The sequence below is a fragment of the Amycolatopsis sp. NPDC034160 genome, from assembly GCF_055575355.1.
The window spans coordinates 184,759-208,659 of the sequence record NZ_JBVISU010000002.1 but is presented as its reverse complement, the minus strand read 5'-3'; the positions used below and the strand labels follow the sequence as shown (position 1 = coordinate 208,659).

Here is a 23,901-nt window from a genome sequence, read left to right as displayed (position 1 = left end):
CAGGAAGTTGCTCACGAGTACGACCTCCGCTGGTCCGGCGGCGGGATCTCCGCGCCCTTGTATTCGACGGGGATCCCGCCGAGCGGGTAGTCCTTGCGCTGGGGGTGGCCGTCCCAGTCGTCCGGCATGAGGATGCGGGTCAGCGCCGGGTGGCCGTCGTAGACGATGCCGAACAGGTCGTACGCCTCCCGCTCCTGCCAGTCGGCGGTCGGATAGACCCCGACCAGCGACGGGACGTGCGGGTCTTCGATGTCGAGGGTGACTTCGAGCCGGATGCGGCGGCGGTAGGTCATCGACGTGAAGTGGTAGACCGAGTGCAGCCGCTGCGGGACGTCGACGCCGTAGTCAACGCCGGAGACGGAGCTGAGCAGTTCGAAGCGGAGACCGGTGTCGTCGCGCAGGACCTTGGCGATCTCGACGAGGTGCTCGCGGGCGACGTAGAAGGTGATCTCGCCGCGGTCGACCGTCGTCTGCAGGATCGCGTCCGCCGGAATCTTGTTGTCCGCCAAGGCCGCGTAGAACTCGTCGGCGAACTCGTCGAACCAGCCGCCGTACGGGCGCTCCGCCGGGGGCGGGCTGTACGCGGGGAGGCGGACGCCGCCGTAGCCGGAGGTGTCGCCGGTGCCGTGGACGCCGAACATGCCCTGGCGCTCTTTACCGGTGACGACCGGTTCGGCCGGGCGGGCACCCTGCGGCTCGAGGCCGCCTTCGGGCCGATCGGCGCTGGACTGCTCGCCGCCGGTCTCCGGGGTCTCTTCGGGGGTGTTGTCTTCAGGCACGTCGCTCACTTCTTCGCGTACTTGATCGAGGAGGCGATCAGCTCGGTGCGCTCACCACTGGCGGCGCGGATCGCGGCCCGGCGCGCGTTGATCGGCTCGTCCTGGATCTTGGCGTGCAGCTTCAGGATCGCGTCGAGCAGCATCTCGGGCCGCGGCGGGCAGCCGGGGAGGTACATGTCGACCGGGACGATGTGGTCGACGCCCTGCACCACGGCGTAGTTGTTGAACATGCCGCCGGACGAGGCGCAGACGCCCATCGCCAGCACCCACTTGGGCTCGGCCATCTGGTCGTAGATCTGGCGGAGCACCGGCGCCATCTTCTGCGTGACACGGCCGGCGACGATCATCAGATCCGCCTGGCGCGGCGTCGCGCTGAAGCGCTCCATGCCGAACCGGGCGATGTCGTAGCGGGAACCGCCGACGGTCATCATCTCGATCGCGCAGCAGGCGAGGCCGAAGGTGGCGGGCCACATCGAGTTCTTGCGGGCCCAGTTCACCAGGCCTTCGAGGCTGGCCAGCAGGATGCCGTTGGGGAGTTTTTCTTCGAGGCCCATGCTTCTCTAGTTCCAATCCAGGCCGCCGCGACGCCATACGTAGGCGTACGCGAAACCGACCGTCGCGATGAACAGCACGATCTCCACCAGGCCGAACATGCCCAGCGCGTCCGCGGAGACCGCGAACGGGTAGAGGAAGACCATCTCGATGTCGAACAGGATGAACAGCATCGCGGTGATGTAGTACGCGACCGGCATCCGGCCACCGCCGACGACCGGCTGCGGCGACGGTTCGATGCCGCATTCGTAGGCCGCCAGCTTCGCCTTGTTGGCGCGGCTCGGACCGACGAGCGGACCGAGCAGCACCGAGAGCACCGCGAATCCGAGAGCGAGGACGAACAGGAGGACCAGGGGGAGGTACATGTCGAGATTCGGCACTGTAGGCACCGGTGGGGTATCGGCCTGGGCCAGCACAGGCAACATCAGCACGGGGTTTTCGCCATCCTTTCCGCGCCGCTGCGGTTTTCGAGTCGGGGTTCACCGCTTCCCTCGTCGGCACCCTAAGGGACTTGGGTCACACCGCCGAGGGTTAGGCAACCCTTACGGGCCGTGCATGACGACCCCCTTGCTTGTGAAATAGTTCACAAGCCTCCCGTCGAGGATGTGAAGCGATTCACAAAGCATGGGGGGAGTGTAGGACGCGACTCACATTCTTGTCCCTAGGCCCCGTGCTATAAGGCTGCCCTAACCTGGCCGCACGGCCAGTACGGTTACTTCCGCCGTGCGGTACCGGTGACCTGCGACGTCGTTCCCAAGATCGGCTTCCCGGGTCCGTTTGGCCACCTTTGTCCTGTGACCGATACCACTCGCGCCCTCACGCATTTAGTCCTCTACATGCGCCGGTAAGAGGCACGAGAGGGCGGGAGCCCACGCATGTAGAGGACTAAATGCGGGTGTGGGGTCAGCGCGGCGAGGGGGTGGCGCGGGCCAAGGCGGCGATCAGGCGGTCGACGCCGTCGCCGCCCTTGGCGTCGTAGCAGCCCGAGAGTCCCTTGTAGACCAGCGGAAGGATCGAGTTGATCCGCAATCCGTACTTCGTCGCGGCGTGCATGACCTTCGGCTTGCCGATCAGCTTCGCGAACACATTGCCGAGCCGGTAGTAGCCGCCCATCAGCTCCCCGACAGCGCGCGGGTAGCCCTCCAGCGCCCGCTCGCGCGACGGTCCTTCGCGCCGTGCAAGCGCCTGCACGACGAACTCGGACGCCAGCTGCGCGGACTCCATCGCGGCCGAGATGCCCTCGCCGTTGAATGGGCTGACCATGCCGCCCGCGTCGCCGAGCAGCAACAGGCCGTCGCGGTAGTGCGGGGTGCGGTTGAAACCCATCGGGAGACCGGCGCCGCCGACCTTGCCGATGGCGTTCTCCTCGCGGTAGCCCCATTCCTCGGGCGTCCCGTCGAGCCACTGGCGCAGCAGCGCGCGGTAGTCGGTGCTGCGGAACGCCGCCGACGTCGACAGCATGCCGAGGCCGACGTTCACGGTGCCGTCGCCGAGCGGGAACGCCCAGCCGTAGCCGGGCAGCAGCTTCGGGTCGCGTGGGTCGCTGCGGTCCCAAAGCTCCAGGTGCCCCTCGATGAAGGGGTCATCGTGGCGCGGGCTCTTGTAGTACTGGCGGACCGCGACGCCCATCGGGCGCTTCTCGTTCTTCTGGATGCCGACGCTCAGCGCGAGCCGCGCCGAGACGCCGTCACAGGCCAATACCAGCGGAGCGCGGTAGCTCACCGGGGTCTTCTCGGGGCCGACCTTCGCCTCGACGCCGATCACGCGACCGGCCGGGCTGGTGATCGCGCCGGTGACGGTGGTGCGCTCGTACAGCCGCGCGCCCGCCTTGACCGCGGTCTTCGCGAGCAGGTCGTCGAAGTCCTGCCGGGTCCGCGAAACGCCGTAAGGCGGGTAGCTGGTGAGGTCCGGCCAGTCGAGCTCCAGCGTGAGCTCGCCGGTGAGGATCCGCAGCCCGCGGCTGTGCACCCAGCCGGCGTCCTCACTGGTGTCGATGCCCAGATCGATCAGCTGCTTGACGCCGCGCGGGGTCAGACCGTCGCCGCACACCTTCTCGCGCGGGAACTCGGTCTTCTCCAGCAGCAGCACGTCGACACCCGCGCGAGCGAGGTACGTGGCGGCGGTGGAGCCGGCCGGTCCGGCACCGACGACGATGACTTCGGCGTCGTGGTCTGCGTTGCGACGTGTCATGGCCGCGAGTTTATGCGGGCTTTTTGGCGCGGTGGATGGCGACGACGCCGAAGGTGAGGTTCAGCCACTCCACCTCGGTCCAACCCGCGCTCGCGATGATCTCGCCCAGCGTCCGCTGATCCGGCCAGGCCAGCATGGATTCGGCCAGGTAGGAGTAGGCTTCGGGGTTCGTCGAGGTCCGGCTGCCGACCCAGGTGAGCAGCCGCAGGATGAACTTGCGGTGCAGGAACCGGATCGGCGGGAATGTGGGCGTCGACACCTCGCAGATCACCAGACGGCCGCCCGGTTTGACCACCCGCGCGATCTCGGTGAGCGCGGCCTTGGTGTCGACGAAGTTCCGCAGCGCGAGCGAGATGGTCACCGCGTCGAAGCTTTCGTCCGCGAACGGCAGCTTCAACGCGTCGGCGGCCACCATCGGGACGCCGCGATGCTTGCCGGCCTTGAGCATGCCGACCGAGAAGTCCGCTGCCAGGCACCAGGCGCCGTTGCGCGCGTACTCGACGGTGGACACGCCGGTGCCCGCCGCGAGGTCCAGCACCTTCTCGCCGCGTTTGGCGTCCAGCACCCGTGCGGTGGTGGTGCGCCAGCGGCGATCGAAGCCGAAGGTCATGAACGAATTCGCGCGGTCGTAGCCGTTCGCGACGTCGTCGAACATGGCGGCGACTTCGTGCGGATCCTTGTCAAGACTCGCTCGGGACATACTCGAACACTACTTCGCGAACCCTGAGGGGCGCCGTCGGCCAAGCAGGAGCAAAGCGGCGCCCCGTAGGTTCACCTTGTCCGGTTCAGCAACGCCGGGGCACGGTGCGCACCGGCCCCCGCGGCTTCACCGGCGAGGATCCTCCGCTCCAGTGACCGCAGTTCCGGCCCCGGTTCGAGGCCGAGCTGATCGATCGAGACCCGGCGTGCGCGCCGGTACGCCGCCAGCGCGTCGGACGTGCGCCCGGCTCGCCAGAGAGCGTCCATCAGGAGGTACTGGGCACGCTGCCGCAACGGATGCCGCCGCACCAGGCCGGCCAGCTCGACGGCCGCGCTCGCGTGCCGTCCGAGGTCCAGTTCCGCCTGGTAGAGCTCTTCGAGCAGGACCAGACGGTACTCCGAGAGACGCATCGTCTCGTCCGAAAGCAGCGGGACGTCCAGGCCGTCGTAGGGCGCGCCGTGCCAGTGGGTGAGCGCCTGCCGGATCAACGAGACGCGCTGCGCGGGATCCGCGGCCTTCAGCGCCTGGCCGCCCAGCGTCTCGAAGGTCTCGACGTCGAGTTCGCCGGGATGGACCTCGAGCCGATAGCCGCCGTTGTCGAAGCCGATCCGGTCGTCTTCGGGAAGGGACTGCCGGAGCTTGTGGACGTGCCAGTGCAGCTTCGGCACCGCCCTCGGCTCCCACCGGCTCTCCCACAGGGCCTCGGTGAGCACGTCGACCGGTACGAAGGTGTTCGCCCGGACCAGCAGCACGCCCAGCAGCGTTCTTCTCATCCGGCCGCCCAGCGGGACCGACCGCGAACCGGAAGAGATGGTGAACGTCCCCAGTACTTCGAACCTCACGTGCCGTCCTCTCGCTCGATGGCGTGTGGGGACGATGAAGGCCGGTTGTACAAAAGAGATACAAAGTGATCAGGCGAGTGCGGAGAGCATTCCCTGTACCGATCTCGGCCAGGCGAATTCCTCCGCGCGGGCCCGCGCGGCGGCGCGCCTGGCGTCCTCGGGGCGCTCCAGCAGACCCGTGACAGCGCCCGCGAAGGCCGGGGCGTGATCGTCGACGGCCTCGCCGCAGCCGGGGCGCACGATCTCCCGCAGCGCCGACGACGCCGAAACCACCACCGGCGTTCCCGAAGCCAGCGCCTCCAGCGCGGCCAGCCCGAACGTCTCGTGCGGCCCCGGCGCGAGGGAGACGTCGGCGCTGGCCAGCAGGCGCGCGACCTCCCCGCGTCCGGCAACGAAGCCGAGGAACGTCACCGGAAGCCCGCGAGCCCGCCGTTCCAGTGCCCGCCGCCGTGGCCCGTCGCCCGCGATCACGAGCCGCACGCGATGTCCGGACTCGGTCAGCTCGGCGACGGTGTCCACACTGCGCTCGACGTGCTTCTCCGGCGACAAGCGTCCACAGTGGACGAGCAGGGCGTCGGCGGTACCGGACAGCGTGTGCCGCCAGCCCTCGTCGCGGCGGGCCGGGGTGAACGTCGTGAGGTCGACGCCGAGTGGGACACGACGGACGTTCGGCGCGGCGATCCGGTCGAACTCCGTGCGGGCGAACGCCGTCGTGCAGACGACCGTGTCGTACCGCCGCGCCATCCGCCGGTTCGCGACGTCCGCGATCCGCCGCGCGACGGGTTCGGGCATCAGGAACTGCTCCAGCAGCCTGTCGAGCCGCTCGTGCGAGATCACCATGCTGGGCACGCCGTTGCGCCGCGCCCAGACGCCCATGCCGCGCAACGTGAGCCTGTCGGACACCTCCAGCCTGTCCGGCTCCAGCCGGTTCAGCACCGCGCGCACCCGGTGTGGATCGACCGCGCGATAACCGCCGGTACCCGGGATCCGCGGTGCCGGAAGGGAAACGCGCCGGACGCCCGAGGGCAGTACCTCGTCGGTGTAGCGACGTCCCGGCACCATGAGGGTCACCTGATGGCCGCTCGCCACGTAACCGGCGCCGAGGTGGTGCAGCGCCGTCTTCAAGCCGCCCGAGCGTGGCCCGTAGAAGTTGGCCAGCTGAACGATGTGCATTTGGTCAGGCCGCGCGAGCGACTTTGCCCTGAACGGCCTCGTAGTGGCCGACCAATTCGTGGCCGACCGCGGGCCAGGTCCGGCCCAGCACGACCTTGCGCGCCTTCTCCCCCAACCTGGCGCGCAGTGCGTCGTCGCGCAGGTCGTTCACCTTGTCGACCAGCGCCGCCGCGAATCCGGCCCGGTCGGCGGGCAACAGGTAGCCGGTGCGGCCGGGCAGGACCAGATCCTTCGGGCCACCCGCGTTCGGGGCGAGCACCGGCAGCCCGGACGCCATCGCCTCCTGGACTGCCTGGCAGAACGTCTCGTGCGGTCCTGTGTGGACAAAGACGTCGAGGCTCGCATACGCGGCGGAAAGCTCTTCGCCGTACCGGGCGCCCAGGAAGGCTGCGCCCGGGATCCGCTCGCGCAGCATCGGCAGTTCCGGCCCGTCCCCGACGACGACCACCCGGATCCCCGCGACCCCGGCGAGCGCGGTCAGCCGCTCGACCTCCTTTTCGGGCGCGAGCCTGCCGACGAAACCGACCAGCAGTTCCCCGTTCGGCGCCAGGTCGGCGCGCAACGCGGGGTCGGCGTGCACCGGCGAGAACCGCTCGATGTCGACGCCACGCGCCCAGTGGTGCACCCGGGGGATCCCGTGCAGTCTCAGCTGCTCCACGGAATCCGACGACGGCGCGAGCGTGCGGTCGGCCCGCGAGTGCAGGCGGCGCACCCAGCGCCAGGCCGCGCGGGCGGCGATGCCGAAGCCGTACGCGGCGGCGAAACCGGCGATGTCGGTCTGATACACCGCGACGCACGGCACCCGCAGCCGTCTGGCCGCGGCGAGCCCGCGGGCACCGACCACGAACGGCGAGGCGAGGTGCACCACGTCCGGCCGGAAATCGGCGAGGGCGGTGAGCACCGCCCGGGTCGGCACACCGACCGGGAGGGAGTTCACGCCGGGGAAGTCGAGGGCGGGAATGCGCACGACCGGAGCGCCGAGATACTCCACGGGGCCCGGTCCGGGGGCGATGATCAGCACGTCATGCGCGCGGTCGCGGAGGTGTTCCACGACGCGGAGCACGGAGTTGGTCACGCCGTTCACCTGGGGCAGGAAACTTTCGGTGACTATCGCGACTCGCACGAGGCACACTGTCGCATCCGGTTGTGACGCCCATGCCAACAAAAACGGAACAGACGACATGTCATCTCGTGGTCGTGTTCCGGAAACCAGTCTCGGCCACACTAGGCAGGCATGACCCTCCTGTCGTCAAGGCCGCCGCAGCCCGTCGAGCCCGGGTTGCTGTCGAGGGCCCTCGAAGTGGCCGGGCGGCTGGCCAACGACGCGACCGACGTGATCACCGCGACCGCCGGCCGCGGCACCCAGCCCGACCTGAAGGACTCGCCCTTCGACTGGGTCACCGACACCGATCGCATCCTCGAACGCCACACCCGCCGCGTCCTGACCGCGGAATTCCCCGGCATCCCCGTCGTCGGCGGTGAATTCGGCGCCGACCACGGTGCCGACGTCGCCGAATACCGGTGGGTGGTCGACCCGGTCGACGGCACCGCGAACTACGTCGCCGGTGTCCCCTGGTGCGCGTACAGCCTCGCCCTGATCGACGCTTCGGGCCCGGTGGTCGGCGTGGTCGCCGACCCGTACCGCGCCCAGATCTACGCCGCCGCCCGTGGCCGCGGCGCCCGCGCGAACGGCAAGCCGATCCGGCTGACCGACCGCTGCGGGACCGCCGGAGCGATCGTCTGCACGGAACTCACCCGCAAGGGCCTCTGGCCCGGAATGGGCCAGTTCGTCGAACGCGCCGCCGCCGCGCACGCCGGCGTCCGGGTGCTGGGTTCGGCGGCGCTGGCCATCGCGCAGGTCGCGCTGGGACACGCGGCCGCCGCGGTGCTGCACAGCTACCGCGAATGGGACGTCGCCGGCTCGGTCGCGCTGGCCATCGAGTCGGGGGCCGTGGTGCTGGACCGGCGCGGGGAAGGGGTCCCGCTGCCCACCGACGGGCTGCTGGTCGCGGCGCCGGGAGTGGCGGACGAGGTCCTGGGGTGGTGGCGGGAGTCCGTCGGGTAAGCCTTGTTGGGGGCTTCGGGTCGTGCCATGAAAGGTCCTTTCCTTGCAAATTTCGCAAGGAAAGGACCTTTCATGGCACGCGGTACACCGCCTCACGCGCATTGCCCCGTCAGGCGGAGGGCGCGGAGGGTTCCGGAGCCGGAGCCGTCACCGAGCTCTCGGCGAGCGAGCGCCGGTAAGCCAGCCGCTGCCGCCGGATCCACCACAGCAGTGGCCCCGCGATCAGCCAGGTGAAGAAGACCATGCTGCCCAGCGGCAGCAGCGTGTTGACCGCCGACCGGCCCGCCACCCGCGCGAGTTCCGGGTCACTGACGTCGTACTCGATGTTCACGAGCTGCTCGGCGGCGAGCCCGGCCGGGTAGAGGACGCCGTTGGCCGGGCTGTGCACGATGCCGTCCGGGGTGGCGTAGTTGATGATCGTGCGGTCGAAGGTCACCGACTCGACCTGCGCGGTCGCCTGACCGAGTTGTGCTTCGATCGCGCTGTCGTTGCGGATGGCGGCGAACAGCAGCGAGCAGCAGAGCACGGTGACGAGTGAGGCGACACCGAGGGCGGCGTACCACCCGATGCGCCTCACCCGCTCCGTTTTGGCCGTCACGCCGCGAGCGTATCGCTACCCGTCAGTGGGCGTGTCGCTCGGCGAGGAATTCGTGCGTCGCCTTGATCTGCGGGTAGGACTTCGGTGCGACAGGCGCCACAGCGGCCCGGAGAGCCGGTGCGCCGTTGGGGCCCACCGCGGGCTTGCCCTTGGTGTAGAGCCAGGTCTGGAACAGGTCGTACAGCGGCTTGCCCGAGATCTTCTCCGCCAGGGCGATGAACTCCGGAATCACCGCCGACTTGCTCTTCTTCACCTGCTGCCAGGTCCGCAGGATCCGGAAGAACGTGTCGTCGCCCACAGCCTTGCGCAACGCGTGCACCGCGAGCGCGCCACGGTCGTAGACGGCCGCGTCGAACTGGTTCTCCACCCCCGGGTCGGCGGGCAGGACCTGCCAGAACGGGTCATCGGCAGGCGCCGAGTCGTAGAGGTACTGGGCGAGTTCGTCGGCCGTGCCCTCGCCGGTCTCCTCCGACCACAGGAACTCCGCGTAGGAGGCGAAGCCCTCGTTGAGCCAGATGTCGCTCCACTTGCCGAGTGTGACGCTGTCACCGAACCACTGGTGTGCCTGCTCGTGGGTGACGATCGAGGTGTTCGAGCCGGACCGGAAGGCCCTGGCGCCGTAGACCGGCCGTGTCTGGTTCTCCAGCGCGAAGGTGATGCCGGTGGTGACCACGCCGCCCTGCGCTTCGAACGGGTACGGGCCGAACTTCGAGGCGAGGAACTCGGTGATCTCCGGTGTCCGCTCGATGCTCGCCTTGGCCGCGCCGAGCGATTCGCCGAGGTCGGCGCCGTAGGCGGTGATGAACGGCTGGCCGTCCGGCGTGGTCTGCTCGCGCACCTCGAACTTGCCGACCTCCAGCGACGTGAGGTACGTCGCCTGCGGTTTGGTGCTGCGCCAGTTCCAGCGGGTCCAGCCCGGCCGCTGCACCGTCTTGCGCACCAGCGTGCCGTTGGACAGCGCCGCGACGTCGTTCGGGACCTCGACCGAGACGTCGTAGGTGGCCAGGTCGGTCGGGTGGTCGTTGGACGGGAACCACCAGGCCGCGCTCTGCGGTTCGTCGACGGCCAGCGCGCCGTCCGGGGTCTTCTTCCAGGCGGTGAAGCCGTCGATCTTCACCTTCGACGGCGTGTCCGCGTAGGCGACGACGACGGTCGCCGTCTGGCCCTTCTTCAGCGGGGTCGCCGGGGTGACGGTCAGCTCACCGGTGCCATCGGTCGACGTCGCGAACTGCGCGGGCCTGTTGTTGACGCGGACGCTCGACACCTTCAAGCCGAAGTCGAGGTTGAACGCCGAGAGGTCCTGTGTCGCGGTGAGCAGGATCGTCGTGGTCCCGGACAGCAGGTCGGTGGACGGCTGGTAGCTCAACCGGAGGTCGTAGTGCCCGACGTCGTAGCCGCCGTTGCCGGCGTGCGGGTAGTACGGGTCGCCGACGCCGATCGAACCGGGCGCGGGCGCGGCGGACGCGGTGCCCACGAGCAGCACCGTGACGACGCCCGCGGTCAATCCGGCGAAGCCGGCGCGAGTCTTCAAGCGCATTGCGAGTCCCTCCCAGGGATTTGTCAGCGCGCTCGAACGTAGCCAGACGAGCATCGCGCAGACACGGCCGAAGGAGGGGTTCCCAGCCTCTGGAAACAGTTAGACAGCGCGCACGGCGGAGGACACCGCCGTACGGAGGCGCGCGTGCAGCTCGCGATGGCGCGTTCGGTCCACGCGGACCTCCACCACTCGCAGTCCGGGCCCGGGCTTCAGCGCGGCGCGGAACTCGGTAAGCGTCTCCGCGACGACGTGCGGCACGCGGTAGCCCGCGCACAACGCGCCCAGATCGGCGCCGTGCGGCGTCCCGAAGACGCGCTCGAAGCTCGCGTTGTGCTCCGGCGCGCCCTGCTCCAGCAGCGAAAAGATGCCGCCGCCGTCGTCGTTGAGCACCACGATCGTCAGGTCGGGGCGTTGCTCCGCGGGTCCGGTCAGCAGGCCGCTCGCGTCGTGGAGGAAGGTCAGGTCCCCGAGCAGCGCGTACGAATGTCCCCTGTGGACGGTCGCGGCGCCGATGGCCGTCGACACCATGCCGTCGATCCCGGCGACACCGCGGTTGCGGTGCACGAGGACGTCGGGCCGGAGCCGTCCGGCGAGCGCGACGTCGCGGGTCGGGTTGGACGAGCCGACGACCAGCAGCGACCCCTCCGGGACCGCGTCGACCAGCTCGGTGGCCAGGCGCAACCCGCTCGGCCACGGTTCGGCGGCCAGTGCTTCGGCCACCGCCGACGACGCCGCCTTGTCCGCGCGCTGCCAGCTCGCGAGCCACTCGGGATCGGCCGGTTTGGTCGGCTCGTCGAACCACTGGCCGACCTGCCGGACGTTGTGCGCGGGCGCGGGCCAGTCCGAATCGGGCCGGACCAGCAGCACCTCGACGTCGGGATCGGACAGGACCCGCTGGACCTGCCGGAACACCGTCGGACGCCCGATGCACAGCACCTGCTCCGGCTTGTGCCGCGAGATGAACTCCTCGACGCCGAGCAGCCAGGCGCCGGACGAGATCGCCGTCGCGCCCGCCAGCCCGATGCCGCCGGTTTCGGAAACGACCGGCCAGCCATGCAGTTCGGCCCATTCGCTGGCGGCCTGCACGCCGGTGTCGCAAGCGATGACCAGGCCGGAGCGGGCCGAGGGCACCACGAAAGAGGGAAGCGCGCCGAAGTCGGGAAGCTCGGTCCACCGGGCGCCGTCGGGACGCCCTTCGAGTGACTCGAACCACTCACCGTCATCGTCGATGTCGGGGACGAGCGGCTCGCGGAACGGGATGTTCAGATGCACCGGCCCGCAGCGCCATTCGCCGTACGCGGCGTTCCAGGCGCGGCAGATCTGGCCACGCCAGTACGAGTTCTGCCCGGCGCGGCGTTCGGCGACGGCGAGTTCGTCGAAGTAGCGGATGGCGTTGCCGTAGAGCTGGTGCTGGTCGATGACCTGGCTCGCGCCCGCGGCCCGCAGCTCGGGCGGCCGGTCGGCGGTCAGCACGATCAGCGGGACCCCGGCCCGATCGGCCTCCAGCACGGCGGGGTGGAAGTTCGCGGCAGCGGTGCCCGAGGTGCACAGCACGGCGACGGGTCGGCCGGTGCGCGCGGCGATGCCGAGGGCGAGGAAGGCGGCACCGCGTTCGTCGATGCGGACGTGCAGCTGGAGACGCCCGGCCGCCGCGGCGTCGTACAGCGCGATCGACAGCGGGGCGTTGCGTGAGCCAGGGCAGAGGACGACGTGCGAGACGGTGTTGCGGACGAGCTCGTCGACGATGACCCTGGCCTGCGCGGTGGATGGATTCACCGGCAGACCTCGGGTTTGACACTACGACTCACGGCCACACGTCCTATTCTCCCAAACGTGGATGACGCCCAGGTTTCCGAGCTGTTCGACCCCGCCTTGTGGACCGAGGTCGAAGGTTTCGACTTCACCGACATCACCTATCACCGCTCCTCTGAGAGCCGCTCAGGCAAACGCGTCGTGCGTGTCGCGTTCGACCGTCCCGAGGTCCGCAACGCCTTCCGGCCGCACACCGTCGACGAGCTGTACCGCGCGCTCGACCACGCGCGGATGAGCTCGGACGTCGGGTGCGTCCTGCTCACCGGCAACGGCCCGTCGCCGAAGGACGGTGGCTGGGCGTTTTGTTCCGGTGGTGACCAGCGTATTCGCGGACGCTCCGGGTATCAGTACGCGGATGGGGAGACCTCGGACACGATCGATCCGGCGCGGGCCGGACGGCTGCACATTCTCGAGGTGCAGCGGCTGATCAGGTTCATGCCGAAGGTGGTCATCGCGGTGGTCCCGGGCTGGGCCGCGGGTGGCGGGCACTCGCTGCACGTGGTGTGCGACCTCACGCTCGCCTCGGCCGAGCACGCGCGGTTCAAGCAGACCGACGCCGACGTCGGCTCGTTCGACGGCGGCTACGGCTCGGCGTACCTCGCCAAGCAGGTCGGGCAGAAGTTCGCGCGGGAGATCTTCTTCCTCGGACGCGAATACACCGCCGAGCAGATGCAGGCCATGGGCGCGGTCAACGCCGCCGTCCCGCATGCCGACCTCGAGACCGAGGCGCTGGACTGGGCGTGGACGATCAACGGCAAGTCTCCGACGGCGCAGCGGATGCTGAAGTACGCGTTCAACCTCACCGACGACGGCCTGGTCGGCCAGCAGCTCTTCGCCGGCGAGACCACCCGGCTGGCCTACATGCAGGACGAAGCCGTCGAAGGACGCGACGCGTTCCTGGAGAAGCGCTCCCCCGACTGGTCGGCCTTCCCGTACTACTACTGATCGCCTTCAGCGGGCTAAACGCGATCCGGCGGCGGGCCTAGGCTGGCGGGATGCGTGCGGTAGGGGTGGACGGGAGTCCGGAGGCGATCGCCGAGCTGACCACGGCACTGGCCGGGGCGCTCGACGGCGGTCCGGCCGTCCTCCCCTACGCGTCGGAGGCCCTGCGGGACGCGATGGAGCCGACACGCCCGGCCGAGCCCGGGACGGCGGTGATCATCGCCACCTCGGGGTCGACCGGCGAGCCCAAGGGCGTCCTGCTCTCGGCCGCCGCGCTGATCGCGTCGGCGAACGCGACCCACGCGCGGCTCGGCGGGCCGGGGCAGTGGCTGCTCGCCACTCCGGCGCAGTACATCGGCGGGTTGCAGGTGCTGGTCCGCTCGCTGCTGGCCGGGACGACACCCGCCGTGCTGTACGCCTCCGGTTTCCGGCCGGACGACTTCGCCGAGGCCGCCGCGCCGCTCCTCGCGCTGGACGGACCGCGCTACACCGCGCTCGTCCCGACCCAGCTCGGGCGGCTGCTCGACGACGCCGGCCCGGGACTGGCCGCGGCCCGCGCGTTCGACGCGATCGTGATCGGCGCCGCGGCGACGACCGTGGAGCTGCGGGAGCGCGCGGCCGAAGCGGGCGTGAGGATCGTGCCCGCGTACGGCATGAGCGAGACGGCGAGCGGCTGCGTTTACGACGGCGTGCCGCTCGACGGCGTCCGGATCGAACTCGACGACGAGCGGGTCTGCGTCGCCGGGGGCGTGCTCGCGCACGGTTACCGACTTCGACCGGACCTGACCGCGGAAGCGTTCGACGGGGGCCGGTTCCGCACCTCCGACCGCGGACGGCTGGGGCCCGACGGACGGCTGGAGATCCTGGGCCGGATCGACGACATGATCAACACCGGCGGGGTGAAGGTGGCCGCCGCGACCGTCGAACGGGTACTGACCGCGCAGCCCGGAGTCCGTGACGCGTGTGTGGTCGGCATACCCGATCCCGAGTGGGGCGAAGCGGTCGTCGCGCTCGTCGTCGGTGCTGGTTGCGACGTCGAAGCCTTGCGCGCCGCGTGCCGTGAAGAGGCCGGTGCGGCGGCCACGCCGAAGCGGGTCGAGTTCACCGAAGAACTACCGTTGCGAGGCCCCGGAAAGATCGATAGGGCGGCCGTCCGGGATCTCCTACTAAGGTCGTGAATTTCCCACCGATTACTGGGACTTTGTTGACAGAGTCGTTACCCGCGGGTTTACGTCTTAACCATGACGCGCTGGACACGCACAGTATTGGCCTGCACCGCCGTCACGATGGGTCTGGTCGCTTTGGCCGGGCCCGCGCTGGCGGACGAACCGGAAATCGCCGTTCCGAACAGCGGCACGCTCACCTGGACGCTCGAAGACGTCCTCGACGTGAAGTAGCGCATTTAGTCCTCTGCTTGCGGTGACTCGATGCCGCAAGCAGAGGACTAAATGCGAGTAGCCCCACGTACCGACCGGTAGTGGCCAGGGCCAGAATGGCGGCATGGCGACTGCTGGTGAATGGATCGAAGGGGCGCGCCCGCGGACGCTGCCCAACGCGGTGGCGCCGGTGGTCGCCGGGGTCGGCGCGGCTATCGCGCTCGACGGCTTTTCTTGGCCCCGCTCGGTTCTCGCGCTCCTGGTCTCGCTGGCCCTGATCGTCGGCGTCAACTACGCGAACGACTACTCCGACGGCATCCGCGGTACCGACGAGAACCGCGTCGGCCCGCTGCGCCTGGTCGGCTCCGGGGCCGCGAAGCCGAAAGCGGTCCTCGCGGCCGCTCTCGTGGCTCTCGGACTCGCCGGAGTTCTCGGGCTCGTGCTCGTCGCGATCAGCGGCCTGTGGTGGCTGCTGGCGATGGGCGCGGTCTGCATCCTCGGCGCCTGGTTCTACACCGGCGGCAAGAAGCCTTACGGCTATTACGGTTTCGGCGAGATCGCGGTCTTCGTCTTCTTCGGACTGGCCGGCGTGCTGGGCACGGTGTACGTCCAAGCCGGACAGCTCAGCTGGACGGCGTTCGGCTGCGCGGTCGCCGTCGGCTCGTTCTCGACCGGTGTGCTGACCGCCAACAACCTCCGCGACATCCCGACCGACATCGAGTCCGGCAAGCGCACGCTCGCCACCCGGCTCGGCGACAAGGGCACCCGGCGGCTTTACCTGGTGCTGGTCGCGGTGCCGTACGTCGTCAGCGTGCTGCTCGCCTTCGTGACGCCGTGGGCGCTGCTGGGCCTCCTGACCGCGCCGTTGCTGCTGAAGTCGGTCAAGGCCGTCGGCGGCGGCGAGCAGGGCCGCGCGCTGATCCCGGCGCTGCGGGACACCGGATTCGCCATGCTGGGCTGGGCGATCCTGACGGCGGTCGCGCTCGCGCTGTAGAACGCCTCGTGAGTGGTAATGACGGTTCTAACCGTCATTACCACTCACGAGACCTTCAGCTCTCCGGAGCGAACTTCCCGCTCACCAGGAACTCCCGGTACTTCTCCAGATAAGGCGCGATGTCGATGTTCTTCCGCGCCAGCCACTCGTCGTCGTAGTACGTGTTGGCGTACCGCTCGCCGCCGTCGCACAGCAGCGTGACGACGCTGCCCGCCTGGCCTTCCGAGATCATCCGCGAGATCAGGGTGAACGCGCCGAAGAGGTTCGTGCCGGTCGAGCCGCCCGCCCAGTGACCGGTCCGCTCGCGCAGGACGCGGATGGCCGCCAGCGAACCGGCGTCGGGCACCTGCAGCATCTCGTCGATCACGCCGGGTACGAACGACGGCTCGACGCGTGGCCGCCCGATCCCCTCGATCCGGGAAGGCATGCCGGTCGCGTAGTCGAGCGCACCGGTCTCCCAGGCGCCGTAGAACGACGAGTTCTCCGGGTCGACGACGGCGATCTTCGTGGTGTGCCGCTTGTAGCGCACGTAGCGGCCGAAGGTCGCGCTCGTGCCGCCGGTTCCGGCGCCGACCACGATCCACGTCGGCACGGGGTGCCGCTCGGACTGCATCTGCGCGTAGACCGATTCGGCGATGTTGTTGTTCCCGCGCCAGTCCGTCGCGCGCTCGGCGTAGGTGAACTGGTCGAGGTAGTGGCCGTCGCACTCCGCGGCGAGCCGCTCGGCCTCCGGATACATGTCCGGCGCCCGGTCGACGTAGTGGCACTCGCCGCCGTAGAACTCGATGAGCGCGATCTTCTCCGGCGAGGTGCTCCGCGGCACCACGGTGATGAACCGCAGCCCGAGCATCCGCGCGAAGTACGCCTCCGAAACCGCTGTCGAGCCGCTGGAGGCCTCGACCAGCACGGTGTTCTGCCCGATCTGGCCGTTCACCAGTCCGTACAGGAACAGCGAACGCGCGAGCCGGTGCTTGAGCGAGCCGGTCGGGTGGACGGACTCGTCCTTCAGGTAAAGGTCGATCCCCCATTCCGCGGGCAGCGGGAAGACGTGCAGGTGCGTATCCGCGCTGCGGTTCGCGTCGGCCTCGATGATGCGGACGGCTTCGCGGACCCAGCTGCGGTTGTGGAGCCGGCTCACGCTGTCCCGTCCACCCGGTCGCCGCGCAGCTGGGAGCGCAGTTCGGCACGGGCGCGGGCGCGCTTTTCGTTGCGGCGGGCCAGCCCGGCGGTCACGCGCGCGTTCAGCGGGCGGAACAGCAGCAGCCCCAGCGGCAGCCCCACGACCAGGCCGATCAGCAACGCGACCAGCAGCGGGACGTTGACCAGCAGCAACCCGCCACCGATGACGCCGACCAGGAGGAACCTGGCCAGCACGTACAGCGTCAGGTCACGGGCGAGGTGATCGGCGGTTTCCGGAGTGTCGCTCACATCAACGCAGGCTACGCGTTGCCGTTGCGGCCGTCGTCCAGACCCGCGTTGTTCGGGCGTCCTTCGAAGCGGGTGGAAAGCACGACGGTGGTGTTCGTCCGGCCGACGCCGGGGATCCGCCGCAGCCTGCCGAGCGTCCGCTCCAAGTCGTCGACGGTCGACACCCGCACCTTGACGACGAACGCCTCGTCACCGGCGACGGCATAGCAGCTTTCGACCTCGTCCAAAGCCCCGAGCGCGGCCGCGACGTCGTCTTCGGTCGCGGTGTCGGTGGGATGGATGCCGACGAGCGCCGTCACCCCGAGTCCGACCGTGCTGGGATCGACCATGGCGTGGTAGCCGGTGATCACCCCGGCGGCTTCGAGTTTGCCGACCCGCTCGTGCACCGACGAGGCCGAGAGGCCGACCGATCGGCCGAGGTCGGCGTAGGTAGCCCGCCCGTTCTCCCGCAATGCCGCGATGATCTTCCGATCCACCTGGTCCACCGCTACACCTTAGGGGCCCTGCGCCGATCGGCAGGACAAGGGCGCGTTTTTCGTACCTCCTTGACAAGACCACCGGGTCCGGCGGCGCATGTCTCGCTTGTCGGTTTTGCCCTTTAAGGGCTCTTTACTATTGGACAACCGTTCGAGTACCTGACGGGTGAGATGCAACGATTGCCGCGTTGGCTACCCGGCACGACGGGCATTGGGCCCGCCTCCGGTCTAGCACTGGAACCGTGAAGGAGGCGGAAGATGACCGCGACCATAGGCGGAAGGTTGCTCACCCCCGGTGAAGTGGCGGCCCTGTTCCGGGTCGACCCCAAGACCGTGACCCGCTGGGCGACCGCGGGCCGGATCGGCTCGATTCGTACTCCCGGTGGGCACCGCCGATTCCGCGAGGCCGAAGTGAACGAGCTCCTCGCGGAGCTGACCACCGACGCCAGCGAGCCGGCACGCACCGTCTGACCTCGCGTTTTTCGCATAAAGGACTCCGGTGACGAAGGGCCCGAACCGGCCCTTCGTCACATTGGGGTATCCATAGGTCCCCCCTCGCGCGGCAAAGAGGCTAGCCTCGTGGGACTGAGCAACGTCCTCCACGCGGAAAGGGACCGAGCATGATCTATTTGCTCGCGGCCATCGGAGCGCTCACCGTCGCCGTTGTCTTGTGGCGCGCATTCGGGATCGAGCGCGTCGGGGTGCCCTCGTCGCGGCCGACACTGGCCCCGGACGACGACCCCGACTTCCTGCGCAAGCTCGGTGAGCAGCAGCGCAAGAGTAAAGACGAGGACAAAGACTAGGGCTGGACCTGGCGGTACTGCTGGCCACCGAAACCATCGGCGACGGTGGCGGCCAGTTCCAGCAGCGCCAGCCGGGTGTCGGCGTGGAGCCGGTCCAGTTCGATCTCGGCACCCTCTTCCAGGTGCGGGTCGAACGGGATCCGGCAGACCGACCGGACGCGGGCGCCGAAGTGCGCGGAGAGCTTGTCGAGATCGACGGAGCCACCCTTCGGCCGCACCGAGTTGATCACCGCGACAGACCGTTTGACCAGGTCACCGTAGCCGTGCGCCTCAAGCCAGTCGAGGGTCGCCGATGCACTGCGCGCGCCGTCCACGGAGCCTGACGAGACCACCACCAGCGCGTCCGCGACGTCCAGGACGCCCTTCATCGCCGAGTGCATCAAACCGGTCCCGCAGTCGGTGAGCACGATGTTGTAGAAGTGCTCCAGCAGGGTGACCGTGCGCCGGTAGTCGTCCTCGGAGAACGCCTCCGACACCGCCGGGTCCTGCTCGCTGGCGAGGATCTCCAGCCGGCTTCCGCCCTGCGAAGTGTACGAGCGGACGTCGCTGTACCTGGTGATCTTGTCCGCGTCCCGCAGCAGATGCCGCACGGTCGCGGTGGTCTCGATCGGGATCTTCTGCGACAGCGTCCCGCGGTCCGGGTTCGCGTCGACGGCGACGACGCGATCACCGCGCAGCGACGCGAACGTCGAGCCCAGCGTGGTGGTCGTGGTGGTCTTGCCGACGCCGCCCTTGAGGCTCAGCATCGCGATCTTGTAGCACCCGCGCAGCGGCTGGTTGATCTGCGCGATCAGCTCGCGCTTGCGGGTGTCGGCCGGGCTCTCGCCGGGGTTGATGAGCTTGCCGGTGCCGACGTAGACGGCCTTGCGCCAGCCCGACTGCGGCTTGCGCTTCTGCGGTTTGACCAGGCTCGCGGTGGCGAGTTCGTCCGGGAGCGCGTGCCTGCCCTGCGGCTGCGGGAGGCCCGGAACCGCCGGCTGCTGCTGGACCGGCTGCGGGACGTACTGCTGCTGAGGCGGGTACTGCGCCTGCTGCGGAGCCTGCGGCGGCTGCTGAGGCTGCTGCTGCGGATGCAACGGGGGCAGGTTCTGGTCGTACGGCTGCGGGTACTGCCCGTGGGAGGGCTGCGGCAGCGGCGGCGGCTGCTGGCCGGGCTGCGGCGCGTACTGAGCCTGTTGCGCCTGCTGAGCCTGGGGCGGGTACTGCGGCTGGACGACCTGCGTCGGCTCGGCTTCGAAACCGCTCGCGTTCGGATGCGGCGCCGAGTCCGTCCTGTCCTCGGAGAACATTTCCGAGGGCTGGACGCTCTCGGTGGGTTCGGGGTGGCCAGGAGCCGATTCTTCGCTGGGTCCGGTCACCGCTGAAATCCTCCTCCGCGCACGTCTTCCCCCATTACCTCAAGTATCGACGGTAGTCGGCTCGCGTGCAGCGGTGACGGTCAGCCCCCGGCGTAGGAGTGCAGACCCACCGTGACCAGGTTCACGAAGAACAGGTTGAACACCGTCGCCGAGAACCCGACGATGTTGATGATCGCCGCGCGCTTGCCGCGCCAGCCCGCGGTGGCACGGGAGTGCAGGTACGCCGCGTAGACGACCCACGCGACGAACGCGACGGTCTCTTTCGGGTCCCAGCCCCAGAACCGGCCCCACGCCGCCTCGGCCCACACGGCGCCGCACAGCACGCCGAAGGTGAAGACGGGGAAGGCGAAGATGGTCGTGCGGTAGGCGATGCGGTCGAGCACGTCCGCGGTGGGCAGCTTCGGGCCGAACCGCGCGAACTTGGCCGGGTTCTCGTCGTGGGCGGCGCGGAAGAGGTAGAGCACGCTCGCGACACCGGGCACCAGGAAGACACCGGAACCGATGATGGCCGCCGAAACGTGGATGATCAGCCAGTAGGACTGAAGCGCGGGCTGCACCGGCGCCGCCGTCGTGTACAGCATGGTGCCGTTGACGAACATCAGGATCACGACCGGCGTGAGCACGAAGCCGGTGAGGTGGCGGACCGGGAACTTCCGCAGGATGACGAGCCAGGTGAGGACCGCGATGAAGGTCGTGGCCATGCCGTACTCGTACATGTTGCCCCACGGCGCGCGGTGCACGGCGAGCCCGCGCAGCACGATCGCGGCCAGGTGCAGCAGCGCGGCGAGCACCAGCAGCGCGGCGCCCATGCGGCCGATGCGCTCGGGGCGGCCGACCTCGCGCGGAGGCTCGGCGGGGGTCACGGTGGTCGCCGACGGCCCGCCCGCGCCGACCAGTTCGCGGACGCGCTGTTTGCTGCGCTCCGCCGCCAGACGGCCCTTAGCACCGAAGCCCTGCTCGAACAGGGTGAACATCAGCGCGAGGACGTAGATCGCCGCCGCGGTGGTGTAGGAGTAGTCGCTGTACTGGGACAGCGTCTCGTTGATCGGCATGACCTCTAGTTGCCTCTCTGCCCCTGGACCAGCTTGTCGCCGATCCGCTGGAACTCTTCGCCGTAGCCCGCCTGATCGGTGCGCGCCAGCCCGGCGACCTCGATCACGGTACCCGTCTCACCTTCGCGTGCCGGGGTCACCCGGACCCACACCCGGCGCCGCTTGACCAGCAACGATCCCGCCAATCCGAGCAGCATCGCGATCGCGCAGACCAGCACCCAGCCCTGCACCGGATCGTGCGAGACCTGGATGGCGACCCATTTCTGGACGCCGTCGAAGCGGACCTTCGTGCCGTCGTCCAGCACGGTTTCCTGGCCCTGGTCCAGGTTCTGCCGGGTGAGCTTCTTGAGCCTGCCGTCCTCGACGAGCGACTGGTCGATCTGGAAGATCGACTGCCCGCGTCCGGCGTCGAGACCGAGGTCGCCGCGGTAGATGTCGACGGCGACGGCCGGTTTGTTCGCCTCGGGCCGCGACGACGTCAGCACGTTGCCGTGCATGAACGCGGTCGGGGCGAGCAGGCCGGTGATCGCGAGTTGCCGGGTGCGGCGTTCGACCGGGTCGGTGATGCCGGGCTGGTCGATCTTCGTAGCACCTTCGGAGAGCTTCGTCGGCTCGTCCGCGGGACGCCACGGCGTGATGTTGGAGCGCACGGTGCCGTCCGCGAACGTCACCGTGAACTTCGGCGAGTAGCCGAAGTTCAGCAGGTAGACGCGGTCGCCCGCGGTGCGCAGCGGCGAGTTGACCTCGAGTCCGTACGGCTTCCACGCGCCGGTCCGCAGATCCTCGCCGGACTGGTACTCCATGTTGGAGTGGTAGTAGTTCGCCTGCCCGGACTCGGTGTAGCGCGCTTCGAAGTCCTTCAGCCGGATGCAGAACGCGTTGAGGTCGGTGCCGTCGACGCGCAGGCCCGCGTTGAAGGTGTCGTAGCCGAGGATGCCGGAGTTGCACCACGGGCTGTTGTCGGCCTGGACGATGACCTGGCCTTCGTAGCCGAAGAGCTTGCCCAGCGCGAAGAAGATGATCAGGCCGAGCATGCCGAAGTGGAAGACGAGGTTGCCGGTCTCGCGGAGGTATCCGCGTTCGGCGGAGATGCTTCGGACGCCGTCGGCCTCTTCGCGCTCTACGCGGCGCCAGCCCTTGAGCAGTGCGTGAGTGTCCTTCATGACCGTCTCGGGGGTCCGGTCGGTCGTGGTGGACAGGTGGTGCGGCATCCGCGAGAGCTTGCGCGGCGTGAGCACCGGCTTCGCGCGCATCGCCTTCGCGTATTCGAGGCTGCGCGGCGCGAGACAGCCGATGAGCGAGATCATCAGCAGGATGTAGATCGCCGAGAACCAGACGCTGCCGTAGACCTCGAAGAACTGCGTGCGGTCGAGCAGTTCGCCCCACCAGCCGTACGCGGCGATGTACTCGTCGGTCTTGGCGACGTTGAGGTTCCGCTGCGGCAGGAGCGCGCCGGGCATCGCGGCGAGCGCGAGCAGGAACAGCAGCACCAGCGCGGTGCGCATCGACGTCAGGCCACGCCAGGTGTTGCGGAGGAAGGCGAGAACCCGCTTCAGCGGTGTCTGGCGGTATTCCTTCTTGGGCGGCGCTTCGGTGGTGGTCACAAGGGCAGCCTGAGGTCGTTGACGAGGGTGTTCCGGATCCAGCCGATCATGTCGCCCCACAGCCCGGTCACCAGCAGGATGCCGACGATCATCAGCAGGACACCGCCGAAGACCTGCACTTGGCGGCCGTGGCGGCGCAGCCAGTCGGTGGCGCGGACGGCCCAGCGGGCGCCGACCGCGATGAGGAGGAACGGGACGCCGAGGCCGAGGCAGTACACCAGGATCAGCGCGTAACCGCGGACGGCGGTGCCGCCGGTGGCGCTGGCCAGGGTGGTGACCGCGGACAGCGTCGGCCCGATGCACGGCGTCCAGCCGAGGCCGAACACGGCGCCGAGCACCGGCGCGCCCCACAGCCCGCCGCGCGGCACGTGGTGCGAACGGAACTCGCGCCGCAGTCCGGGGATCCAGCCGAGGAAGACCAGCGCCATCGCGATCGTCAGCACGCCGCCGAGTCGCTGAAGGAGGTCCATATTGAGCTGGACGGCGTCGGCGATCCACACCAGCGTCCCCAGCGTCACCACGAAGACGACGGTGAACCCGAGCACGAACAGAGCCGCCGCGCCGACGACGGCGTAGCGACCCTTCTTGCGCTCTTCGTCGGGACTGACCGCGGGGGCGTCCGCGCCGACCAGCGCCGCCAGGTACGCGAGATATCCCGGCACCAGCGGGACGACGCACGGTGACGCGAAGGAGATCGCCCCGGCCAGCAGCGCGACACCCGCCGCGAGCAGCAGCGGCCCGGAGAGGGCCAGCTCGGTCACACCGTTCACGCAAAGGAGCGTAGGCAGTGTGGTCGAGGTGAAAACGCCGGGGCGCCCTCAACGGGACCTACGTCGCACCCGGTCAGGACGTTGGTCCTACCCGCTTCGCCGCGTTTCGTCCTCTGAATGCGGTCCTTGCACACGCAACTACCGCGTTCAGAGGACGAAACGCGCTACTTGGGAGAATCGGGCGGGGTCAGCGGGATGGTCGGGAACGCGGGTGCGCCGACCTCGGGCTTGGGACGTCGGTCCCGGAACACCCAGCCGCCGGTCAGGCCACCGAGGAAGCCGAAGAGGTGCGCCTGCCAGCTGATCGCCGCGTCCTGCGGGAACAGACCTGCGAACTGGTAGGCGAAGCACAGCGCCATCACCAGCCCGATGACGATGTCGATCTTGTGCCGGTCGAAGATCCCGCGCACCAGGACGTACCCGAAGTACCCCATGACCAGGCCGCTCGCGCCGACCCCGACTGTGCCGGACTCGTGGAGGGTCCAGGCTCCGAGCCCGCTCAGCACCGCGATCAGCACGGTGACGCTGAGGAACTTCTTCACCCCGCGATACGCCGCGAGGAACCCGAAGATGAACAGCGGTCCCGAGTTGAACTCGATGTGCCCCCAACTGGCGTGCATGAGCGGTGCGGTGAGCACGGTCGGCAAGGAGCTGACTTCGCGCGCCCGCGTCCCGTATTCGTACATGAGGCTGTAGCCGTCGATGGCGTTGTAGATCTGAATCAACCAGAGGACGACGAGTACACCGACCATGACCCAGAGGGCCTTCTTGGCCTCGGCGATCATCGCCTCGGCGTCCTGCTGCCCGGGTCTGGGCACGTCTGAAGCCGTCGTCATTTCTTTCTCCCCAG

26 protein-coding genes are annotated in these 23,901 nt (G+C 69.1%); 7 read left to right on the top strand and 19 right to left on the bottom strand.

From position 1 onward, the window contains the following. Positions 1-11 precede the first annotated feature (11 nt). The 8 genes from ACZ54P_RS05865 to ACZ54P_RS05830 form a co-directional block, all read right to left on the bottom strand. A complete protein-coding gene (locus ACZ54P_RS05865) occupies positions 12-779 on the bottom strand; it encodes an NADH-quinone oxidoreductase subunit C (RefSeq protein WP_465460420.1) in 768 nt (255 codons plus the stop codon). A gap of 5 nt (positions 780-784) precedes the next feature. Then, on the bottom strand, positions 785-1,333 hold the full coding sequence (locus ACZ54P_RS05860; protein ID WP_005151847.1) for a NuoB/complex I 20 kDa subunit family protein: 549 nt from the start codon (positions 1,331-1,333) through the stop codon (positions 785-787). 6 nt (positions 1,334-1,339) lie between these two features. Then, positions 1,340-1,756, bottom strand: a complete 417-nt coding sequence (locus ACZ54P_RS05855) for an NADH-quinone oxidoreductase subunit A (RefSeq protein WP_465460839.1) — start codon at positions 1,754-1,756, stop codon at positions 1,340-1,342. Between the two features lie 478 nt (positions 1,757-2,234). Beyond that, the gene (locus ACZ54P_RS05850) at positions 2,235-3,521 is read right to left on the bottom strand and encodes a geranylgeranyl reductase family protein (RefSeq protein WP_037308398.1); all 1,287 of its coding nucleotides are present in this window, start codon (positions 3,519-3,521) and stop codon (positions 2,235-2,237) included. A 10-nt stretch (positions 3,522-3,531) separates the two neighbouring features. After that, positions 3,532-4,221: a demethylmenaquinone methyltransferase gene (locus ACZ54P_RS05845; RefSeq protein WP_465460419.1), complete on the bottom strand. Its 690-nt coding sequence runs from the start codon at positions 4,219-4,221 to the stop codon at positions 3,532-3,534. 71 nt (positions 4,222-4,292) lie between these two features. After that, positions 4,293-5,063 carry an AfsR/SARP family transcriptional regulator gene (locus ACZ54P_RS05840; RefSeq protein ID WP_465460418.1) on the bottom strand — a complete coding sequence of 257 codons (771 nt, stop codon included), beginning with the start codon at positions 5,061-5,063 and terminating at the stop codon, positions 4,293-4,295. A gap of 69 nt (positions 5,064-5,132) precedes the next feature. Continuing rightward, the gene (locus ACZ54P_RS05835) at positions 5,133-6,236 is read right to left on the bottom strand and encodes a glycosyltransferase family 4 protein (RefSeq protein ID WP_465460417.1); all 1,104 of its coding nucleotides are present in this window, start codon (positions 6,234-6,236) and stop codon (positions 5,133-5,135) included. A gap of 4 nt (positions 6,237-6,240) precedes the next feature. Continuing rightward, positions 6,241-7,359, bottom strand: a complete 1,119-nt coding sequence (locus ACZ54P_RS05830) for a glycosyltransferase family 4 protein (protein WP_465460416.1) — start codon at positions 7,357-7,359, stop codon at positions 6,241-6,243. Positions 7,360-7,470: 111 nt separating this feature from the next. Between ACZ54P_RS05830 and ACZ54P_RS05825 the strand changes: the two genes are divergently transcribed. Further along, the gene (locus ACZ54P_RS05825) at positions 7,471-8,301 is read left to right on the top strand and encodes an inositol monophosphatase family protein (protein ID WP_465460415.1); all 831 of its coding nucleotides are present in this window, start codon (positions 7,471-7,473) and stop codon (positions 8,299-8,301) included. A 109-nt stretch (positions 8,302-8,410) separates the two neighbouring features. Here the strand turns inward: ACZ54P_RS05825 and ACZ54P_RS05820 are convergent, their stop codons facing one another. The 3 genes from ACZ54P_RS05820 to menD all read right to left on the bottom strand — a co-directional run bounded on the left by ACZ54P_RS05820 (position 8,411) and on the right by menD (position 12,212). Then, complete coding sequence (locus ACZ54P_RS05820) at positions 8,411-8,899, bottom strand: DUF3592 domain-containing protein (protein ID WP_465460414.1); 489 nt, start codon at positions 8,897-8,899, stop codon at positions 8,411-8,413. Positions 8,900-8,921: 22 nt separating this feature from the next. Then, positions 8,922-10,436: a M1 family metallopeptidase gene (locus tag ACZ54P_RS05815; RefSeq protein ID WP_465460413.1), complete on the bottom strand. Its 1,515-nt coding sequence runs from the start codon at positions 10,434-10,436 to the stop codon at positions 8,922-8,924. Between the two features lie 99 nt (positions 10,437-10,535). After that, positions 10,536-12,212: a 2-succinyl-5-enolpyruvyl-6-hydroxy-3-cyclohexene-1-carboxylic-acid synthase gene (menD, locus tag ACZ54P_RS05810; RefSeq protein WP_465460412.1), complete on the bottom strand. Its 1,677-nt coding sequence runs from the start codon at positions 12,210-12,212 to the stop codon at positions 10,536-10,538. A gap of 57 nt (positions 12,213-12,269) precedes the next feature. On the opposite strand from menD, the gene ACZ54P_RS05805 reads away from it, so the two are divergent. The 4 genes from ACZ54P_RS05805 to ACZ54P_RS05790 all read left to right on the top strand — a co-directional run bounded on the left by ACZ54P_RS05805 (position 12,270) and on the right by ACZ54P_RS05790 (position 15,560). Next, on the top strand, positions 12,270-13,193 hold the full coding sequence (locus ACZ54P_RS05805; protein WP_061980092.1) for a 1,4-dihydroxy-2-naphthoyl-CoA synthase: 924 nt from the start codon (positions 12,270-12,272) through the stop codon (positions 13,191-13,193). Between the two features lie 50 nt (positions 13,194-13,243). Further along, complete coding sequence (gene menE, locus ACZ54P_RS05800) at positions 13,244-14,368, top strand: o-succinylbenzoate--CoA ligase (RefSeq protein WP_465460411.1); 1,125 nt, start codon at positions 13,244-13,246, stop codon at positions 14,366-14,368. A gap of 63 nt (positions 14,369-14,431) precedes the next feature. Beyond that, positions 14,432-14,587, top strand: a complete 156-nt coding sequence (locus ACZ54P_RS05795; protein ID WP_465460410.1) for a hypothetical protein — start codon at positions 14,432-14,434, stop codon at positions 14,585-14,587. Positions 14,588-14,690: 103 nt separating this feature from the next. After that, positions 14,691-15,560: a 1,4-dihydroxy-2-naphthoate polyprenyltransferase gene (locus tag ACZ54P_RS05790; RefSeq protein WP_465460409.1), complete on the top strand. Its 870-nt coding sequence runs from the start codon at positions 14,691-14,693 to the stop codon at positions 15,558-15,560. A 55-nt stretch (positions 15,561-15,615) separates the two neighbouring features. Here the strand turns inward: ACZ54P_RS05790 and cds1 are convergent, their stop codons facing one another. Genes cds1 through ACZ54P_RS05775 form a run of 3 tightly spaced genes read right to left on the bottom strand, consistent with a single transcriptional unit; the run spans position 15,616 to position 17,473 of the window. After that, on the bottom strand, positions 15,616-16,698 hold the full coding sequence (gene cds1 / locus ACZ54P_RS05785; RefSeq protein ID WP_465460408.1) for an L-cysteine desulfhydrase Cds1: 1,083 nt from the start codon (positions 16,696-16,698) through the stop codon (positions 15,616-15,618). Continuing rightward, the gene (locus tag ACZ54P_RS05780; protein WP_465460407.1) at positions 16,695-16,988 is read right to left on the bottom strand and encodes a DUF4229 domain-containing protein; all 294 of its coding nucleotides are present in this window, start codon (positions 16,986-16,988) and stop codon (positions 16,695-16,697) included. The genes cds1 and ACZ54P_RS05780 overlap by 4 nt, the downstream gene beginning before the upstream one ends. 11 nt (positions 16,989-16,999) lie before the next feature. Beyond that, entirely contained in the window at positions 17,000-17,473 is a 474-nt protein-coding gene (locus tag ACZ54P_RS05775; protein WP_465460406.1) for an Lrp/AsnC family transcriptional regulator, read from the bottom strand. 249 nt (positions 17,474-17,722) lie between these two features. Here ACZ54P_RS05775 and ACZ54P_RS05770 point away from each other — a divergent pair, with 249 nt between their 5' ends. Beyond that, positions 17,723-17,935 carry a BldC family transcriptional regulator gene (locus ACZ54P_RS05770; RefSeq protein ID WP_465460405.1) on the top strand — a complete coding sequence of 71 codons (213 nt, stop codon included), beginning with the start codon at positions 17,723-17,725 and terminating at the stop codon, positions 17,933-17,935. A 149-nt stretch (positions 17,936-18,084) separates the two neighbouring features. After that, a complete protein-coding gene (locus ACZ54P_RS05765; RefSeq protein ID WP_037308437.1) occupies positions 18,085-18,267 on the top strand; it encodes a hypothetical protein in 183 nt (60 codons plus the stop codon). On the opposite strand, the gene ACZ54P_RS05760 is transcribed toward ACZ54P_RS05765, so the two are convergent. The 5 genes from ACZ54P_RS05760 to ACZ54P_RS05740 form a co-directional block, all read right to left on the bottom strand. Next, the gene (locus ACZ54P_RS05760; RefSeq protein WP_465460404.1) at positions 18,264-19,625 is read right to left on the bottom strand and encodes a MinD/ParA family ATP-binding protein; all 1,362 of its coding nucleotides are present in this window, start codon (positions 19,623-19,625) and stop codon (positions 18,264-18,266) included. The genes ACZ54P_RS05765 and ACZ54P_RS05760 overlap by 4 nt on opposite strands. A gap of 80 nt (positions 19,626-19,705) precedes the next feature. Then, positions 19,706-20,677, bottom strand: coding sequence for a c-type cytochrome biogenesis protein CcsB (gene ccsB, locus ACZ54P_RS05755; RefSeq protein ID WP_465460403.1), 972 nt, complete (start codon positions 20,675-20,677; stop codon positions 19,706-19,708). A 5-nt stretch (positions 20,678-20,682) separates the two neighbouring features. Beyond that, on the bottom strand, positions 20,683-22,281 hold the full coding sequence (gene resB, locus ACZ54P_RS05750; protein WP_465460402.1) for a cytochrome c biogenesis protein ResB: 1,599 nt from the start codon (positions 22,279-22,281) through the stop codon (positions 20,683-20,685). Further along, a complete protein-coding gene (locus ACZ54P_RS05745) occupies positions 22,278-23,051 on the bottom strand; it encodes a cytochrome c biogenesis CcdA family protein (protein ID WP_465460401.1) in 774 nt (257 codons plus the stop codon). Before ACZ54P_RS05745 ends, resB begins: the two co-directional genes overlap by 4 nt. 164 nt (positions 23,052-23,215) lie before the next feature. Then, the gene (locus tag ACZ54P_RS05740; protein ID WP_465460400.1) at positions 23,216-23,887 is read right to left on the bottom strand and encodes a rhomboid family intramembrane serine protease; all 672 of its coding nucleotides are present in this window, start codon (positions 23,885-23,887) and stop codon (positions 23,216-23,218) included. Between the last annotated feature and the right edge of the window lie 14 nt (positions 23,888-23,901).